This is a genomic window from Paenibacillus sp. SEL1 (assembly GCF_054602535.1).
In genome coordinates this window covers 1,162,923-1,179,374 of record NZ_CM137723.1, presented here as the reverse complement: position 1 = coordinate 1,179,374, position 16,452 = coordinate 1,162,923, and the positions used below count along the sequence as shown (strand labels likewise).

Below are 16,452 nucleotides of genomic sequence, written 5' to 3'. Positions count from 1 at the left end.
TTCTGATAACAATGGGAAGTTAATATTATTGAAAAAGGGTTAAGGCTCGTTAGACGGCACTTAACCCTTTTTTATTTTATAGACAAGACTCTATCCTTTTATAGGCTCGTGCATAGGTGCTGACGGTGCCCCTTGCATAGATAACCCGCCGCCAGTTGTGCTTGCTGGAACAACGGGATGTGGTGAATCCTTTTCAGAAGCAGAACCCGCAGTCTGCTTGGCCAGCTTCTGTTTTTCCCATAGGGCTCTGGCGATCACCAGCATGGAGAGTACACCCACATATAGTAACAGAGAACCGAGTTCGGGAAGCATCTCTTGCAAAGGTGCACCACGCAGACCCATGGTGCGCAGGAATTTGTACATCCATACAAAGGGGAAGAAATCACCGATTTGAATCGCTAAAGGTGGAAACAGTGATCTGGAAAGAACAGCCCCCGATAGAACAAAAGCAGGCATGAGTATCATCACCATTCTGCCAATGGCTATTCCCGGATGTGCAGCGCCCCATGCAACCAGGACATTGATACAAACGGTACCGAATACATACAGGACAACTGGAATTATAAAGAGAATTGGATTGGCCTCGAAACGGCCTCCTCCAAACACTTTAAGCATCCCGAGAGAGAAGATCAAGCCAGCCGTCGAGAACAGCGTATAAGGAAGCATACGCAGCAGGATGTTGAATGGATTTTGCAGCTCAGTAGCCAGCCTCTTGGAAACCCGGAGTCTGGCGACCAGAGGTAAGCTATTTATATTCAGTATCATAAAAGAGAACATACAAGTGAATGCAAGTATCGTCGTATTCTGATAGTCATTAGTTGGATTAAACAGGGAACGCACTTCCAAGGCGATACCATTGAGGGCCCCTTGAGCCTGTTCTGCGTTCATCCCGGTTTTCAACATAGCTGGAACAGACAATTCCATATTCTCGAAAACGCTAATTTCCTGCATAGCTGTACGAATCGAAGTAATAGATTGAACATTGGTATTATCGAGAATGAGACCCACGCGGCTGGAAAGGGAGCGATTGTGATTATCCTCTAAACCATGCGGCAAGGAAATAACAGCCAAATATTGCTCGTGATAAAAATACTGTTCAGGGTTGTCCGTATACGAAACAATCTCAGCTACGTTCATATACGGGGAAGCATCTATTTTCTGAATGAACTCACGGCTGTAAGCTGTGTTATCTTGATCCACTACTACCACGTTAGCGTCGTTAATTTGGCTGCTTGGGAGCAACAGTGAATACCCCAGTACGGCAATCAACGGGAAGATAATAGCTATGATCGGATACTTGGAGTGAACCAGATACGACCATTCATCACGAAGAGATTTCATTTGTATTCACCTCAACTGTCATGCCTGGTAGCAAAGCTGCTTCTCTTGTTACATATACACGTACCTGGAATGTAGCGGTATCTGCTTCTCCTTTTTCACGGGACATCTTCACATTAGCGAATTGTGGTGCAGCAGTTACATAGCGTACGGTACCTTTCAAGTCCTTATTGAGACCAGAGATATGAGTTTTAATTTCTTGATTGGCCTTGAATTTCCCCGCTTGTTCTTCATTCACATAGAGATCGTAATATAAATCATTGGTTTCTAGGGTAATCACAGGAGCCCCTTGCGCCACATTTTCGCCGACTTTGGTACTAATTGAAGTAACCTTGCCATCCTGTGGTGCTTTTAACACCAGGCGTTCTTTTTTGAGCAGCAACGTTTTAAGCTGAACTTCCTGTGTGTCTTTTTGTTGCTTTATGAGGTCAATAGCCAGCTTCTGATCTGCCAACTGTTGACGACTCTGCTGAATGGTTTCCAGCTGGGTCTTGGAACGATCGACGGACAATTGGGCACCGCGAATTTCTTCCTTGGCTTGTTTTACCGAAACGGTTGCTTGTGTCGTCTGTTCACTGGCCTGCATACGTTCTTCGGAAGTGGCACCATGAAGTAGCTTTTGAAGAGACTCTTTTTGCTGGCTCAACTGATTTGTCGCTAAAGTGAAAGAGGATTCGGCATCATCCAACGCTGCTTTGGATGCACTTCCTGCATCATAGAGTGCTTTATTACGCTTATAGTTGGTCTGCGCCGTCTGAACGTTTTTGGTGGCTGAAGCTACGGCAATTCGTTGCTGCTGAACATCTTCATCCCGAGCCCCGTTATTGACCTGTTGTTCCGCAGCAGTGGCTTGACGCTCAGCCGCTTGTGCCCGCTGCAATGCCGCCTGACTTTTACGCTCAGTCACTTGAGCTTGCGCGATATCTAGCTGTGCCTGTTTTTCCTGAGTTGCTGCTCGTGTATACCCTAAATCGATGGATTGCTGTTGTTGGCTGATTTGCGTATTGAACTGGGCGATTTGTGTCCGCAGCTGCTCAATTTGCAGATCCACATCTGTGGAATCCAAAGTCATAAGGACAGTTCCTTTTTTTACCTTAGTTTCTTCTGTTACCGGGATGTTCAGGATTTTGCCTCCTACTTGTTCAAACGATACATGAATGCTATCCGCATTTAGTGTTGTGCCTTTAACGGATCGAGAAGCATTGACTTGATCTTGTCCGTTGGTCTGGAGTAGGAACCCCCCGCCGATAAGACAGGCGATAGAAATGAGAGGGATGATGAGGCTGGTGACTTGTGTGCGATTCATGAGTAATACGCTCCTTAAATTCATAAAATGAGTTAAACAGAGACTCGAATAAATAAATATCCTGATATGTACATTTTATTTATTCTTTTATTTAATATTTTAAAAGTTAGTTGGCTAACTAAAACGCAAAATTAAAACTTATTCTGGTTTTGCTGCTTTATATATCTCTTTTGCTTGAGGGATGCCGCTTTCTATTTTTTGCAGTAAAGTCAGGAGCAGCTCTTTTTCATCGGTGGACAGGTAGCTCATCAGTGTGGAAGTGCTTGTAAAATGTATAGGCAGCAGTATTTCCATCATTTCTGTTCCTTGATCGGTCAGTTTAACAATGCTCATGCGGCGGTCGGAAGGATGAACAGATCGAATAATAAGCCCATCGCGTTCCAGGCGGTCAAGCAGACCGGTAACGGTAGGCTTGCTAACCCCTACTTTCTCCGCAAGCTCTGTAGCCAGCAATCCTGTATGGATGTTGCGGTACAGAAGAATTAATATCGAAAATTTACCATGAGATATACCGAATTTCTCAAAGCCCTCAAAGCTGACTTTAAAAACACTGGAAGATACTCGCATAAAAAATAACATAGCTTCCGTCGCTCTTACATCAATCTCGGGGATACGCTTAGAAAATTCTTGTAGCGCCTCACGAGTGGGCAAGTCCCGTAAATCAAAATCCATAAGGTTCTCCTTTCTTCTTACAGTATGTTCCAATCGACAAATTAGTTAGCCGACTAATCTTAATCTATTCAAAAATGAATTTCAAGCTAAATTTTGTTAATCGTCATGCGATTTTTCACCATATGGAGGTTGTTCGTGCAATGGTTCAAGCTTTTCCCTACATTGATATTTACAATGAAGTGTTTGATAATAAGTGGATATCGTACTAGACCAAAAACTCAAAAGTGAGGAACCTGGAATGACGACAAAATTATACTACACTGCTCCAAATCTTACGGAGTGGGACACTCATATTACACAGAACATGGAAAGAGACGGAAAATATTTGGTTATGCTGGAGGAAACGGCATTTTATCCGCAAGGTGGAGGTCAGCCTTGTGATACAGGAACAATTCAGGGCATCCGTGTATTAGATGTTGTTCTTGAGGATGGGGATATTTGGCATCAGGTAGAGCGTTTGCCGGAGGATAGGAAAGTAGCCTGCCGATTGGATTGGGAGCGCAGATTTGATCATATGCAGCAGCATAGCGGGCAGCACTTGCTGTCAGCGGTTTGTCTAGAGTTGTTGGGTGCGCGTACTGAAAGCTTTCATCTGGGACAAGAATATGCCACGATTGATGTGAACTGTTCGGATGTAACGCCTGCGCAGCTATCGGCAATCGAGCAGGAAGTAAATCAGCAAATCTATAGTAATCGCAGCATAAAAAGTTTTTTTGTAACCAGTGAGCAATTGAAGGATATTCCGCTGGTGAAAACGCCCAAAGTGACAGAAAATATTCGGATTGTCGAGATCGAGGGCATTGAATATAATGCTTGCGGCGGCACACATGTAGCTCAGACCGGGGAAATTGGGATCATTAAATGCTTAAAATGGGAGAAGCAGAAGGGGATGGCAAGAATCCATTTCAAATGTGGCGTTCGCGCACTCCAGGATTTTAACGATAGTGTTCAGATATTGGACGTGTTATCTACGAAGTTCAATACCGGGCGAAAAGATATTTTGACCCGATTCGAAAAATGGGAGCAGGAGCATAAGCAGCTTAAGGCGCAAGTGGAGCTCCTACAAGAGGAAAATGCTTCGTACCAGGGGAAAGAGTTGCTATCTGCTGTGCAGGGGCAAGTTCTTGCTCATGTATTCGAGCAAAAATCCCTTCAGGACATGCAGCAATTGGCTACCAAGCTAACAGCTGAGCATGATCTGCTTGTTTTATTTGCCACAACAGCAGAAAACAAAATCATTCTGGCACATAACGGCACCCAGTCTGTTGCCTGCGGAGCATTTTTGAAAGAAAATCTGGGCGCGTTTCACGGTAAGGGGGGCGGTAGCAACCAATCTGCTCAGGCAGCATTCTCGTCCCGCAATGACCTCTTGAATTTCTTTGAAACGGCCCAGCGGCAGTTCATTCAGGGCTGATGTAATGGAGGATTAGTGACGCAGCGGCAGCTTCCACTTTTCCTTTTCTGTAAATAAAATAAATGAAAAAATAAGTGCAACAACAGCACCCCAAACGGCTTTATCTCCAATCGTCAAAGTCAGAAATCCCCCCAGCAAGGCTCCTACCAAGAAGGCTGCCAAGATGACACCATAACGCATCGCTCGAATGGCAGCGTTCGTGTCCTTGGTCGTTATGGCGATATACACGGCCTCTATAGCTGATCGGAGGTTACCGGTGCTGACCGTAGAGGTGTACGGCACATCAATGAGCTTGCGGAAGGAAGTCATTTGCACGGAAGCGACGAACGAGACGATCACCACCACTACCGTATTGGGAACTTCTTGCGGAATCAGTCCCACGATGAAAAAAATTGCAATTTCCAATAAAATAATTGCGCGGGTCCAGTCCGGAGTTAGACGGTGGGTTGATTTTCGTTTAATCCCTTCAGCAACAAAAACGCCCAGGGAAAAGGCGATCAGGGGTGGGATATAGAATAACGCCTGAATCCAGTGTCCCTGAATGACTTTGACAGCCAGCAGCACGATATTGCCTGTCTGTGCATTGGCGAAAACACCGCCTCTTCCAACAAAGGTATATGTGTCCAAAAAGCCCCCTACTAATGATAGTAAGGCGCCCAGTCGTAACGATTCGGACGTTACCTGATGTAAATGGATTTTGCCTTTCATAATCACGGCATATAAGCCTCCTATGCTAAACGTCGATTCTTTAAAGCTAACACGAAAATCCAGGACCATACAATTAAATTAGTCACTTTAGCATGAAAATGACACAAAGAAGCCACATCAGGTCCCATACAATAGAAAGGACGTGATGCGGCTTCTTTGGGGATGCTCGTTTTTAGTCCCCACACGGGACTTTAAAGGGTGCTTATCGCAGGGCTTGAACGAGCGCCTCGCCAAATGCCTGTGCGCCATCTGGGCCATCGGCCGTGATAATATCGCTATGCGCAACGACATGCTGCGCCACATATTCGGCTTGATGCGATTGGAGCTGATCTTTTTGTACATCCACTGGATAGCATGTAGCCGTTCTGCCAGAGAGCAGTCCGGTTTGAGCCACGGCTACAGAGCCTGCGCAGATGCCAGCCAATAAAGTCTTTTGCTCATGAGTTTGTTTTAGCAGAGCTTGGAGATCCGCGTTATTCCACAGATGGTCATTCGTACCTGATCCGCCGATCACAGATACTACATCATAATCAGCCAGCACAGCGTCTGTAAAAACAAGATCAGCTGTCGCTTTACCGTTGTAGTCACCCGTGATTTCGCCTGTTTTTGTACTAGCTAGCGTCACAGTAACACCTGCTTGCTCCAGTGCTTCCTTGGGTTTAAACAATTCATCCTCATTAAAGCGCTCTGGGGGTATAATAAAAAGAGCTTTTTTACTCATACTTTATTCCTCCTTGAATGTGTAACGTTATCTACTATTGTAGGGTGGCTTCGTCAGGCTGTGAAGAATGCACTTTCAAGTACGGAGGTTACCTGCAGGTTACTATTAGAGTGCAAGACCATGATGGTTTAGAAGGAGTTAGTTGATATATGACTGATACGCTGAGAGAAGAAATAAGGGAAAAGATCGTTAACGGAGACTATAACTGCGAAAAGGAACTAACCTTGTCAGTGTTAAGCGGAAAATGGAAGGTCGTCATTTTATGGCATCTGGGTGTGGAAGGAGCGCACCGTTTCAGTGACCTGCAAAGGCTGTTTCCGAAGCTGTCGCATAAAGTGCTGACCAATCAGTTGCGGGAGTTGATGGAGGACGGTATTGTGCACCGGGAAGTGTATCCCGAAGTGCCTCCAAAAGTGGAATATTCAATGACTGAGCTGGGAATGACGATTTTACCGATTGTGGAGATGATGTATGACTGGGGGAAAAAACGGGTGCAATCCATTCGTGAAGAAATGCAACGCAGCAGTGAGGGAAACGTCTAAAATCTTGGATGCGATCTAAGGTGGACATTATCGCTTTGTCATATGAAAAAAAGAACGCCTTGCGCTAAGAGTACAATTGTACTTAGAGCAAAGGCGTTCTTTGGCATGTTAGCAGTCTGTTTTTAACATATTAGTCTAGGAAAAATAGCGGTAGCCGTGTATTGCTTCAATATGAATCATTGCTGTCAAGTACGGGTAAAACCTCAATCCAGCGTGTAGCCCAGGTACCGATATGGTCAAATAAAGGAGCTAAATCGCGTCCCTTATCCGTAAGTGAGTATTCAATCCGCACGGGCTTCTCAGGGTAAACCGTACGTTGTATGATTCCTTCTTCCTCCAGCTCTTTCAAACGGTCCGAAAGGACCTTTCCACTTAAATTAGGAATTGAATTCTCAATAGCGACGAAACGTTGCGGTCCATTCGTTAGTTGAAATACGATCAACACCGTCCAACGTTTGCTTAGTAGCTCCATAGCTTTTTCAAACCGTGGGCACATCTGCGGAATGTTCATGTGATCACCTCATGCTCTTATTATTAACGATTCACTGTTAAAAGTAAATGATTTTACTTTACATAAATTTATTACTTGACGAAATTGAATGATATAAATATACTTTGTTACATAAAGTAACTTGTTGGATTTGATACGGAGCCTTATATGTGAATACTTAAAAATTGAACTTGTTTTGATATGATTAATGATAAAATGAACAGGTACGAACGAATCGTTGTGGTTATGGTTTGGGCGCAGGGGGAAGTCGGATGAAGCTGGAATGTGAAGTGTGTGTAGTTGGGGGAGGACCCGCAGGGACTTTGTTATCCTGTCTACTGGCGGAGCAGGGTGTTTCCACGATATTGGTTGAGCGGCAGAGCTTGCCCGGAAAGGCTTTCCGCGGTGAAATTTTAAATGATGAGGGTCAGGAAGTGATCCAAAAGCATAAGCTGCTCGAACAAATTCATGAGGATTATATTCTCGCCTCCACAAGAATCGAGTATTGGCAGCATCAGCAGCAGGTCAAAACGGTCGAGCCAGCTTCAAACCATGGTAATGTGGGAGTGCACATTCCACAACCTCGATTTTTGGAGGCTTTGCTCAAGCAGGCGTCTATCTACGAGTCTTTCCGTTACCTGGCAGGTACAACGGTGACTGCGTTGGAGGGGAACAGCACGCAGGGGTATACCGGCTTGATCGCCCGCAATAAGAACGGTCATGAGATCACGATTGACAGTTCGTTGATTGTAGGGGCAGACGGTCGCTATTCGACTGTGCGCAAGCTGGCTCAGATGCCTGTGACGAACATTCGACACGGCTATGATCTGCTATGGGCCAAAATCGCAGCACCTGCCGGGTGGGAGCCCGTCACTCGTCTGGCACGGGTCAACGGAGGGCAGCTGGCTTTATTTTCACAGGCTGAGGGCTATATTCAAATCGGCTGGAATGTGAAGGAAGGCAGCTTTCCAACCCTGTTTAAGCAATCCTTTGCACCTTTTATACAGCTGCTTACGGACGCTTTTCCGGATTTGAAGCATAGTGTGCATGATCAGATCCGTTCATGGAAGGACTTCGTACCGTTGGATATTTTCAGCAGCCGCAGTGACACCTGGACGCAGAACGGCCTGGTCCTTATTGGAGATGCGGCGCATACCATGACACCTACCGGAGCTTTTGGCTTGAATGCAGCTTTGAAGGATGCCGATGTGCTAGCTAGTGAGCTTCTTCGTTTACGACAGAAGAGCTATACCGCAGGAGACCTAAAGGCGTTCGAAGACGGACGACGACAGGCTGTCACCGAGCTTCAGGAACGGCAGCTGACGATGGAATCCACGTTTCATGAACATTTCTTACACATAGTTCAATGATTTATACCCTGACAATAACGATTAGCCTTTGAAGAATTAGGCATTTTTCTATATAGAGCTCATATAAAGGATGGTGCAGAGAGATGAACCAAAAAGATGTAGCTACGCTACTTAACGATAAAATTCAAACCGTTCGCGGAGAGCAATCTTCGACGATTTTGGTAGGACCGATCAAGCTGCCAGTTAATTTGGAAGGAGAAACGGTTGTTTTTCAGTGGTACTGCTGGTTGCCCGTACGGGATGAGGAAGATCGTCAGGATTTACTGAATGCCACTGCTGAAACGATTGTGAAGCGATTGTCCACACTGGATTTGGCAGAGGGACAACAGTCAAGCGTTTTGGTGTACGGTGATCTTCAACAGTCGGAAAATGCATTAGTTCGCATGCATAGTATTTGTCATACTGGAGATATTTTTGGTAGCAAGCGTTGTGATTGCGGATTTCAACTCCACCAGTCCATGAAAATGATCGTGGAGCATGGAACGGGTGCATTGTTCTATCTGGCTAACCATGAAGGCCGCGGAATCGGTTTGTTTAGTAAAGCAATGGCTTATATTCTGCAGGAAGAAGGCATGGATACTGTCGAAGCCAATCATCAATTGGGTTTTGAAGATGATACACGCAACTATGCGGATGCCATTAGTGTGCTTCGTCACCTGAGACAAAAACCGGTAACTTTGATTACAAATAATCCTAAAAAAATGGATGCCTTGAAGAAGTCGGGTATGAATGTGGCGGGTCGCATGCCGCTCTGGGGCGATGTGTCGCAATATAATGAACGGTATTTGAATACAAAAGTGGAACGATCCGGCCATTTGCGGGATTCCGATCTCAGGGAGGTTCTATGACCACTCACGAAAAATATATGCGCCTGGCACTGGAAAATGCCAGAAGTGCTAAAGGGCAAACAGAACCTAATCCGCTCGTCGGATCAGTCATTGTCAACAACGGTCGTATCGTTGGGATCGGCGCTCATCTGAAGCCCGGCGAGCCACATGCCGAGATTCATGCGTTGCGTATGGCGGGTGAACACGCTCAGGGAGCGACGATTTACGTAACGCTGGAGCCGTGTTCCCATCACGGCCGGACAGGCCCGTGCGCGGAAGCGATTGTGAAGGCTGGCATTCGTCGAGTGGTGATTGCAGCGCTGGACCCGAACCCGCTGGTTTCCGGCAGAGGGGTACAGATTTTGAAAGATGCGGGCATTGAGGTCATTGTCGGAGTATGTGAGCAGGAATCCATCCGCATGAATGAAGTGTTCAATCAATATATCGTGAGCAAGCGTCCTTTTATTACGATCAAATCGGCAGTAACGCTGGACGGTAAAATTGCGACCCGGACCTCGGAAAGCAAGTGGATTACATCTGAGGCTGCACGGGAGGATGTGCATCGTCTTCGTAACGAGCATGTGGGAATCCTGGTCGGTGTACAGACGGTGATTCACGATAATCCTCAGCTTACGACTCGTCTACCGGAAGGACGGAATCCGATTCGTATCATTTTGGATAGCAAGCTTCGAATTCCATTGGATGCCCGTGTCATTACAGATGGGGAGGCACCTACCTGGATATTCACAGGACGCACTTATGATGAAAGCAAGCGAAGCCAGTTGGAACAGCTTGGTGTGAGGATATATCCGACACAGGATGAAAACAGCGATCGGGTGAACCTGCCGCATATGCTGGATATTCTGGGTGCGGCGGAGGTATCATCGGTGTTCGTGGAAGGCGGAGCCGAGGTGAACGCTTCGTTCGTGCAGCAAGGGCTGGCAGACAAGCTGGTGCTGTACATTGCACCAAAGCTGGTTGGAGGGCGCGCAGCCCCGGGCTTTCTCGGAGGAGAGGGCGTGTCTGCGATGAGCGATGCGGTGGCATTGCAGGATTTGAGCGTAACGCAGGTGGGCGTAGACTGGAAACTAGAAGGGTATTTTGAGCGGGGAAAATGAGTGTTGTTTGCGGGTGAAGAAGGCGCTCCGCGAAGGGGTTGATCTTCCGATCGCTGTTGCAGTGGGATTCTTCGGATTGTATAAGATATTTAAAGGTAAGAATCCCACGGCAAAGGCGAACGCTTACGCTTCTCCAGATTCAACCCCTTCGCTCCGCTATTGCCCACCGCAAAGGCACTCATTTTTTCGAAACGTTGGGAGCATGGGGGAAGGGCAAAAGGACTTAAATACTCAAAAGCTCATATACTTAAAAGAACGAGAATCTGAAGGGCTAAAAGGCCTGGAGGATTCTTTTTTTATATGCTAAACGTTTATTAGGGTGAATGGTTAATGGGATGAATAACTCATAGGGTGAATGTCTAATGGGGTGAAGTCGAGATAACATAATTACGCATGCTTGGGTTTTTCGTCCTGGTTTCTTATGTATTCTTAGAGACTTTCGCCTCGTTTAGTTAGAATATAGAAATAAAAGGATTGACCTGGAAATTGAGATCAAGCACAATGAAGTTGAATTCAACTTGGAAGAGAGAAGGGAAAATCCTTGCAGTAAAAGGGATTAGAGAAATCAAAGGAGGATGTAGGTTGTGAAAAAAACGATATTATGCTTGTTAAGTGCCAGTCTGATATTTTTAGCTGCACCAGTTTCTACTAAAGCCTTTTCGGGTGAGGTCACACAAGGCGCTGGCTCATATTCAACCACACTACCTACCGGAGCAGCAACACCGCAAACCGAGATTTACAAAACAGCGAATGTAACCAGCCCAATGCCTACCAATGACTGGTGGAGCAGTCTGGCCTGGGTACCCTACTCCGAGGCTCAATATCCGCATCCCCTTGCCTTGAAAAATCAGCAAAACGGTTTACGCATCTTTAACCCGAGTGGGAAAATTACAGTAAATCCTGGATACATCGCAGGCTGGATGGATGATGTGAACGATTTTACCGTCGGCCATTCTGTAAGCGCTTCATTTACTGATGCCAAGGTGGACGGTTTCAGCGACTGGTTTGTCAAATCATTATTTCAAAGCGGCAGCAATAAAATGAGTGCTACCTATGGACACGGCTCCCCCTATGTTTTTTTTGAGTTTGGCGGTGGCAATCCCAAGCTTTCATTTAATGGGGTACCAGAGGTATGGTCTGGGTCAGCTAGTTCTCCTGTGCTTGGCATTACGGTTAATGGCTCACACTATGGTCTGTTTGCTCCTTCAGGCAGCACTTGGTCTGGCCTCGGAACGAGTACTCTGATCAATCAATTGAACGGGAAAAACTATTTTACAGTGGCGGCTTTGCCTGACAAAACAAAAGCGACATTGGACAAGTTTCAGCAATACGCTTATTCTTTCGTTACAAACTCCAAAGCACAGTACAGCTATAACGAAGCCTCTTCCGAGGTAACGACCACCTTTAACGTTGCAACCACAGCGAAGGAAGGCACACAAAGCGGCACTATTTTTGCCTTATACCCGCATCAGTGGAAAAATTCATCACAACCCCTGCTAGGCTATACGTACAATTCTGTACGCGGTCTGATGAAAACAGCAGAGGGTGCGTCTTTTCAAACGAAAATGAAATTTACAGGAGTACTGCCTTCCTTGCCCGACTTGGGGTCCTACGATAAAAATACGCTCAACAATTATATAAACGAAGCGAAAGCAGAAGTCTACTCCGGCGATAGAGATACGTACTGGACTGGAAAACGTCTGGGCAAGCTAGCAGCGCTGGCGCCGATTGCCGACCAGGCTGGCAATACCGCAGCAGCGATCCAGTTCCGCAATGAGATCAAAAGCCGGCTGCAGGACTGGTTTAAGGCCAGTGACAGCTCGGGGAATCTGAAAAGCTCCAGTCTATTTGTGTATAACAACCATTGGGGGACATTGATCGGTTATCCTGACAGCTTTGGCAGTGCGGTAGAATTAAATGACCATCATTTCCATTATGGCTACTTTATCAAGGCCGCAGCCGAAATTGCACGTGTGGACAAGAGCTGGGCATCCGATTCCCAATGGGGACAAATGGTGCAGCTGCTCATTCGCGACATTGCCAATACCGACAGGTCTGATTCAAAATTTCCGTATTTGCGTAATTTTGATCCCTATGCCGGACACACTTGGGCTTCCGGCCATGCCAAATTTGGCGATGGCAACAACAATGAATCCTCCTCGGAGGCGATGAATGCTTGGGCCGGTCTTATTTTATGGGGCGAGGCGACGGGAAATACTCAAACTCGTGATCTCGGCATCTATCTATACACAACGGAAATGAATGCCATTAACGAATACTGGTTTGATGTGCATGGCACAAACACCCCTGCAGGGATGCAAAGCGCGACGGCAAGCATGATCTGGGGCGGTAAAACGGTAGGGAATGCAACATGGTGGACCGATAATGCCGCAGAGGTGCATGGTATCAACTGGCTGCCGATCACCTCGGCCTCCTTGTATCTGACGCAATATTCGGAGTATGCGGCTAAGAACTATACCGATCTGCTGAGAAAAAGCAGTGGGAATTTCAGTCCATGGGAAGATATTGTGTATATGTACAGAGCGATCTCGGACCCGTCCGATGCCAAGGCCAAATTCAGTGCACGCGTAGCGGCCATGACACCGGAAGCGGGGAATTCCAAGGCGAATGCCTACCACTGGATCTACAATTTGGATGCTTTAGGCAACATCGACCGCAGCATCACCGCTAATTCACCTATTTATGCTGTATTTCATAAAAACGGTGTAAAAACTTATGTGGCCTACAATTTTACAAACCAGGTTAAAACAGTAACCTTCTCAGATGGGCACAGTATTACCGTGCAGCCGAATAGCTTTAATACCGGAAATGGAAGCGGCGGTGGCAATCCGCAACCTGATACGGAGGCTCCGTCCATCCCGGCGAATGTTCGAGCTACGACCAAAACGGCTTCGGTGGTCACTCTGGAGTGGGATGCAGCTACAGACAATGTTGGCGTTACGGGTTATATCGTTTATAAGGACGGGGCTCAGGCAGCAGAGATAAGCGGTACTTCCGCTTCAATTACAGGGCTAAGTGCAGCTTCCACTTACAGCTTTACCGTTAAGGCTCGCGATGCAGCTGGTAACCTATCTGCAGCAAGCAATGCGGTAGGGGTAACGACAGAGCCAGCATCTGGTGGTAATGAGGGTGGCGGAGAAACGGAGGATTATAAAGTAGGAGCTCGCTTTGTCAGCGATCGTGAAGCATTGTTTCAATTTACACCCAAAACAGCCTCAGCCTATGTTGACGTGCATTATACTTTAACGGGTGGACAACAGCTCAATTACCGGATGACAAACAACGGCGGTGTCTGGGAGCAGCGGGTTACAGACCTCGATATCGGGAAGGCTGTCAGCTATTGGTTTACCTATGAAAAGGCGGGATTGCAATACGAGACCCCTTCATTCAGCTATACACACCAGCAGACTGCTTCTACAACGACAGACGTTCCAGAACTTCCACTACCGAGCGCTGATCCCGTTTTCGAAAAAACATCCTAGTGGATCAGGTCTAAGATACGAACGCGACAGTTAACTATAGAAAGAAAGACACAAGGGAAGCACATACGCTTCTCCTGTGTCTTTTTTTATAGGGTCGTAATACTTTCGCCATGTTCGTGAGTTCCAGGTTGCGCGATAATGATAAAGGCTGATACAGGAAGATATTACCGAGGCGTGGATTTCCAAAGGTCCCGCAGTGCCTACCCTGATGGGGTCAGGTATCCTGTAAATCTGATGTATCCACCAACATTAGGGTTCAATTCCCAATCGCCTTCCACGCGACGTCTGGTAGAGTATTCGAATGATCGAATAAAAACAATGAAAAGACCCGGATGAGAGCATCCCATGTCTGGTCTCGATGACAGATATCGGGGCGATGGCTATGCGGCCAGTGGATACCGGAGAGAGCAAGCGCCGACAGGCTCCGAAGCTTCGGGAGATGCGAGTTCACAGTCGAAGTTGGACTGCTGGACACCATCTTAGGAACACGGGAACAGGCGGTATCTTCCTTTCTCCTCAAGCTTGACCCCGCCGTCCACCCCGAAGGAATGCTCTGCAAGGGTCATACCCCTACTACAACGAATAAAAATAAAAAATCCTCATTTTAAAAGTGTGTTGATTTTAAGGCGGATAGCAGCGGAGCGGCCCATTTGAATCTGAAGAAGCGAAGCGTTCGCCTTTGCCAACGAATTTTAACCCTTTAACGGGTTCATCCATTCTAAAAATTCAGTGGCAACAGCGATCGGAAGATCAAATGGACCGCGGAGCCGCTACACACGGAAATGTACATTTTTAAGTGGAGGATTTTAAATACTAGGAGTGATACGATGTTTAAGAAGATAACGATTAAATCTGATGAGCGCGGGCTGCTGTTCAAAAAAGGAAGCTACCACAAGTTGTTGCACCCAGGAACTTACCTATTGAAGACATTTCAGCAGGAAGCAGTTGAAATTTTGAATGTAGCCGAACCATTTTTTGTACCGGATCATGATATTCGTTTGTTTTTGACAGATCCCCTATTGCTTGAACAATTGAATGTCATTGATGTAGAGGACCATGAATATGTGTTGCATTATGAGGATAATCGGTTTGTGGAGCTTCTGACGGCTGGGAAATATGCTTTTTGGAACATGCTCAAGGAGCATCGTTTTGTTCGTGCAGATACTCGGCAGCCTGCAATTGATAAAGCATTGGGGCAAGCATTCTTGTCCAAGACACCGGGCTTTTGGAAGGCACTTCAGGTGGCCAGCTATGAAATGGGCTTTTTGTATTACGATAATGTGTTGCAGGGTGAGCTGAAACCGGGCAAATATTATTTCTGGATGTCCACGGTGAATACAGAGATCAAAACGATAGATATGCGACAGCAGCAGTTGGACCTGATGGGACAGGAAATCATGACAGAGGACAAAATCACGCTACGCCTCAACTTTGTCTGTCAGTACCGTATTATCGACCCGTTGCGGGCGTTGGAATTCCGAGCATACGAGGAACAAATGTACATTATGCTTCAACTGCTGCTGCGCGAGTACGTTGGCACGATGAAGCTGGATGATTTGCTGAAAATGAAGCAGGAGATTGCGGAATATGTTTTGACTCGACTAAATGAGCAGAGCGGCGAATATGGAGTGACTTTTACGTCAGCAGGGGTGAAGGATATTATTTTGCCAGGGGATATCAAGGATATTCTGAATACCGTGCTGTTGGCAGAGAAGAAGGCACAGGCCAACCTTATCACACGACGTGAAGAGACGGCATCCACTCGTAGTTTGCTCAATACGGCCAAGCTGATGGACGAGAATGCCACCCTCTATCGTCTTAAAGAACTAGAATTCATGGAAAAAATCTGCGAGAAGATTGGCACGATTTCGCTGACTGGCGGGAATACGTTGCTGGAGCAGCTGAACACGCTGGTTCACATGAAAGAGGCGCAGGGACTCCAATAACGGAAAATACTCCCGAACGATGAGTGCAAGCCGGCTCAAGGTTCGGGAGTATTTTGCGTTTTAGTTCGTCTTGGTGGATGCAAGAAAAGCGTCCATATCGATCACCGGAATGAGGGTACCCTGATGCTCCATCACAGTAGGGAACAACTCGCGCTGCCATTCTTCCTCATTGCTTTGTAGCTGACTGTCCTCGGCAGAAGCCGTGTCCTCCACCTGATCGACAAGCAGAGCAATCTTCGCACGGCTGAGCAAAATCATTTTGTCTTCGGAGGAATCGCTTGATGCAGGAAGAAGCAGTTTTTTGCGTAAATTAAGGATTGTAAAGACACCACCGCGAATAGTTACCATTCCTTCATGCCACGCTTCGGAAAAGGGAAGTGGAGTCCCTTTTTTGGCATTCATGACTTCTTCTACTTCTAGAAAGTTTAAAGCGAACTTTTTGTCCGCCAGACTGCACACAATAAATTCAGACATAGCAATTCTCCTTACATATTCAG

At 46.5% G+C, this 16,452-nt stretch carries 15 protein-coding genes; 8 read left to right on the top strand and 7 right to left on the bottom strand.

All coding sequences use genetic code 11. The features are described 5' to 3' along the window. Window positions 1–90 precede the first annotated feature (90 nt). From ACYCSE_RS05580 to ACYCSE_RS05570, 3 genes are all read right to left on the bottom strand, one after another. Entirely contained in the window at window positions 91–1,341 is a 1,251-nt protein-coding gene (locus ACYCSE_RS05580) for an ABC transporter permease (RefSeq protein ID WP_459701809.1), read from the bottom strand. Further along, complete coding sequence (locus ACYCSE_RS05575) at window positions 1,325–2,644, bottom strand: HlyD family secretion protein (protein ID WP_459701808.1); 1,320 nt, start codon at window positions 2,642–2,644, stop codon at window positions 1,325–1,327. Before ACYCSE_RS05575 ends, ACYCSE_RS05580 begins: the two co-directional genes overlap by 17 nt. 138 nt (window positions 2,645–2,782) lie before the next feature. Further along, window positions 2,783–3,316, bottom strand: a complete 534-nt coding sequence (locus ACYCSE_RS05570) for a MarR family winged helix-turn-helix transcriptional regulator (protein WP_459701807.1) — start codon at window positions 3,314–3,316, stop codon at window positions 2,783–2,785. Between the two features lie 238 nt (window positions 3,317–3,554). Here ACYCSE_RS05570 and ACYCSE_RS05565 point away from each other — a divergent pair, with 238 nt between their 5' ends. Next, the gene (locus tag ACYCSE_RS05565; RefSeq protein WP_459701806.1) at window positions 3,555–4,730 is read left to right on the top strand and encodes an alanyl-tRNA editing protein; all 1,176 of its coding nucleotides are present in this window, start codon (window positions 3,555–3,557) and stop codon (window positions 4,728–4,730) included. 12 nt (window positions 4,731–4,742) lie between these two features. On the opposite strand, the gene ACYCSE_RS05560 is transcribed toward ACYCSE_RS05565, so the two are convergent. Together ACYCSE_RS05560 and ACYCSE_RS05555 are read right to left on the bottom strand one after the other, a co-directional pair. Further along, window positions 4,743–5,444: a YoaK family protein gene (locus ACYCSE_RS05560; protein WP_459701805.1), complete on the bottom strand. Its 702-nt coding sequence runs from the start codon at window positions 5,442–5,444 to the stop codon at window positions 4,743–4,745. 196 nt (window positions 5,445–5,640) lie between these two features. Next, window positions 5,641–6,159, bottom strand: a complete 519-nt coding sequence (locus ACYCSE_RS05555) for a DJ-1/PfpI family protein (protein WP_165179278.1) — start codon at window positions 6,157–6,159, stop codon at window positions 5,641–5,643. A 149-nt stretch (window positions 6,160–6,308) separates the two neighbouring features. On the opposite strand from ACYCSE_RS05555, the gene ACYCSE_RS05550 reads away from it, so the two are divergent. Continuing rightward, window positions 6,309–6,701: a winged helix-turn-helix transcriptional regulator gene (locus tag ACYCSE_RS05550; RefSeq protein WP_069290444.1), complete on the top strand. Its 393-nt coding sequence runs from the start codon at window positions 6,309–6,311 to the stop codon at window positions 6,699–6,701. A gap of 166 nt (window positions 6,702–6,867) precedes the next feature. Here the strand turns inward: ACYCSE_RS05550 and ACYCSE_RS05545 are convergent, their stop codons facing one another. Beyond that, window positions 6,868–7,212, bottom strand: a complete 345-nt coding sequence (locus tag ACYCSE_RS05545) for a winged helix-turn-helix transcriptional regulator (RefSeq protein ID WP_459701804.1) — start codon at window positions 7,210–7,212, stop codon at window positions 6,868–6,870. A 251-nt stretch (window positions 7,213–7,463) separates the two neighbouring features. Between ACYCSE_RS05545 and ACYCSE_RS05540 the strand changes: the two genes are divergently transcribed. From ACYCSE_RS05540 to ACYCSE_RS05515, 6 genes are all read left to right on the top strand, one after another. Beyond that, window positions 7,464–8,561 (top strand): FAD-dependent monooxygenase, encoded by a 1,098-nt coding sequence (locus tag ACYCSE_RS05540; RefSeq protein ID WP_459701803.1) that lies wholly within the window; start codon window positions 7,464–7,466, stop codon window positions 8,559–8,561. Window positions 8,562–8,644: 83 nt separating this feature from the next. Further along, window positions 8,645–9,409 (top strand): GTP cyclohydrolase II, encoded by a 765-nt coding sequence (locus ACYCSE_RS05535; protein ID WP_235306387.1) that lies wholly within the window; start codon window positions 8,645–8,647, stop codon window positions 9,407–9,409. Then, window positions 9,406–10,506: a bifunctional diaminohydroxyphosphoribosylaminopyrimidine deaminase/5-amino-6-(5-phosphoribosylamino)uracil reductase RibD gene (gene ribD / locus ACYCSE_RS05530; protein ID WP_459701802.1), complete on the top strand. Its 1,101-nt coding sequence runs from the start codon at window positions 9,406–9,408 to the stop codon at window positions 10,504–10,506. The genes ACYCSE_RS05535 and ribD overlap by 4 nt, the downstream gene beginning before the upstream one ends. A 584-nt stretch (window positions 10,507–11,090) precedes the next feature. Further along, complete coding sequence (locus ACYCSE_RS05525) at window positions 11,091–14,009, top strand: glycosyl hydrolase (RefSeq protein ID WP_459701801.1); 2,919 nt, start codon at window positions 11,091–11,093, stop codon at window positions 14,007–14,009. A gap of 345 nt (window positions 14,010–14,354) precedes the next feature. Continuing rightward, window positions 14,355–14,492: a hypothetical protein gene (locus tag ACYCSE_RS05520; RefSeq protein ID WP_459701800.1), complete on the top strand. Its 138-nt coding sequence runs from the start codon at window positions 14,355–14,357 to the stop codon at window positions 14,490–14,492. A gap of 344 nt (window positions 14,493–14,836) precedes the next feature. Further along, entirely contained in the window at window positions 14,837–15,955 is a 1,119-nt protein-coding gene (locus ACYCSE_RS05515) for a slipin family protein (protein WP_254350645.1), read from the top strand. Window positions 15,956–16,015: 60 nt separating this feature from the next. Here ACYCSE_RS05515 and ACYCSE_RS05510 read toward each other — a convergent pair whose 3' ends face one another. Beyond that, complete coding sequence (locus ACYCSE_RS05510; protein WP_039273916.1) at window positions 16,016–16,429, bottom strand: chemotaxis protein CheW; 414 nt, start codon at window positions 16,427–16,429, stop codon at window positions 16,016–16,018. Between the last annotated feature and the right edge of the window lie 23 nt (window positions 16,430–16,452).

Bases quoted from the DNA above. Each gene is read 5' to 3' on its own strand.
- ACYCSE_RS05580 (WP_459701809.1), bottom strand. From the start codon at position 1,341: ATGAAATCTCTTCGTGATGAATGGTCGTATCTGGTTCACTCCAAGTAT.
- ACYCSE_RS05545 (WP_459701804.1), bottom strand. From the start codon at position 7,212: ATGAACATTCCGCAGATGTGCCCACGGTTTGAAAAAGCTATGGAGCTA.
- ACYCSE_RS05550 (WP_069290444.1), top strand. From the start codon at position 6,309: ATGACTGATACGCTGAGAGAAGAAATAAGGGAAAAGATCGTTAACGGA.
- ribD (WP_459701802.1), top strand. From the start codon at position 9,406: ATGACCACTCACGAAAAATATATGCGCCTGGCACTGGAAAATGCCAGA.
- ACYCSE_RS05555 (WP_165179278.1), bottom strand. From the start codon at position 6,159: ATGAGTAAAAAAGCTCTTTTTATTATACCCCCAGAGCGCTTTAATGAG.
- ACYCSE_RS05570 (WP_459701807.1), bottom strand. From the start codon at position 3,316: ATGGATTTTGATTTACGGGACTTGCCCACTCGTGAGGCGCTACAAGAA.
- ACYCSE_RS05520 (WP_459701800.1), top strand. From the start codon at position 14,355: ATGTCTGGTCTCGATGACAGATATCGGGGCGATGGCTATGCGGCCAGT.
- ACYCSE_RS05515 (WP_254350645.1), top strand. From the start codon at position 14,837: ATGTTTAAGAAGATAACGATTAAATCTGATGAGCGCGGGCTGCTGTTC.
- ACYCSE_RS05540 (WP_459701803.1), top strand. From the start codon at position 7,464: ATGAAGCTGGAATGTGAAGTGTGTGTAGTTGGGGGAGGACCCGCAGGG.
- ACYCSE_RS05575 (WP_459701808.1), bottom strand. From the start codon at position 2,644: ATGAATCGCACACAAGTCACCAGCCTCATCATCCCTCTCATTTCTATC.
- ACYCSE_RS05535 (WP_235306387.1), top strand. From the start codon at position 8,645: ATGAACCAAAAAGATGTAGCTACGCTACTTAACGATAAAATTCAAACC.
- ACYCSE_RS05565 (WP_459701806.1), top strand. From the start codon at position 3,555: ATGACGACAAAATTATACTACACTGCTCCAAATCTTACGGAGTGGGAC.
- ACYCSE_RS05510 (WP_039273916.1), bottom strand. From the start codon at position 16,429: ATGTCTGAATTTATTGTGTGCAGTCTGGCGGACAAAAAGTTCGCTTTA.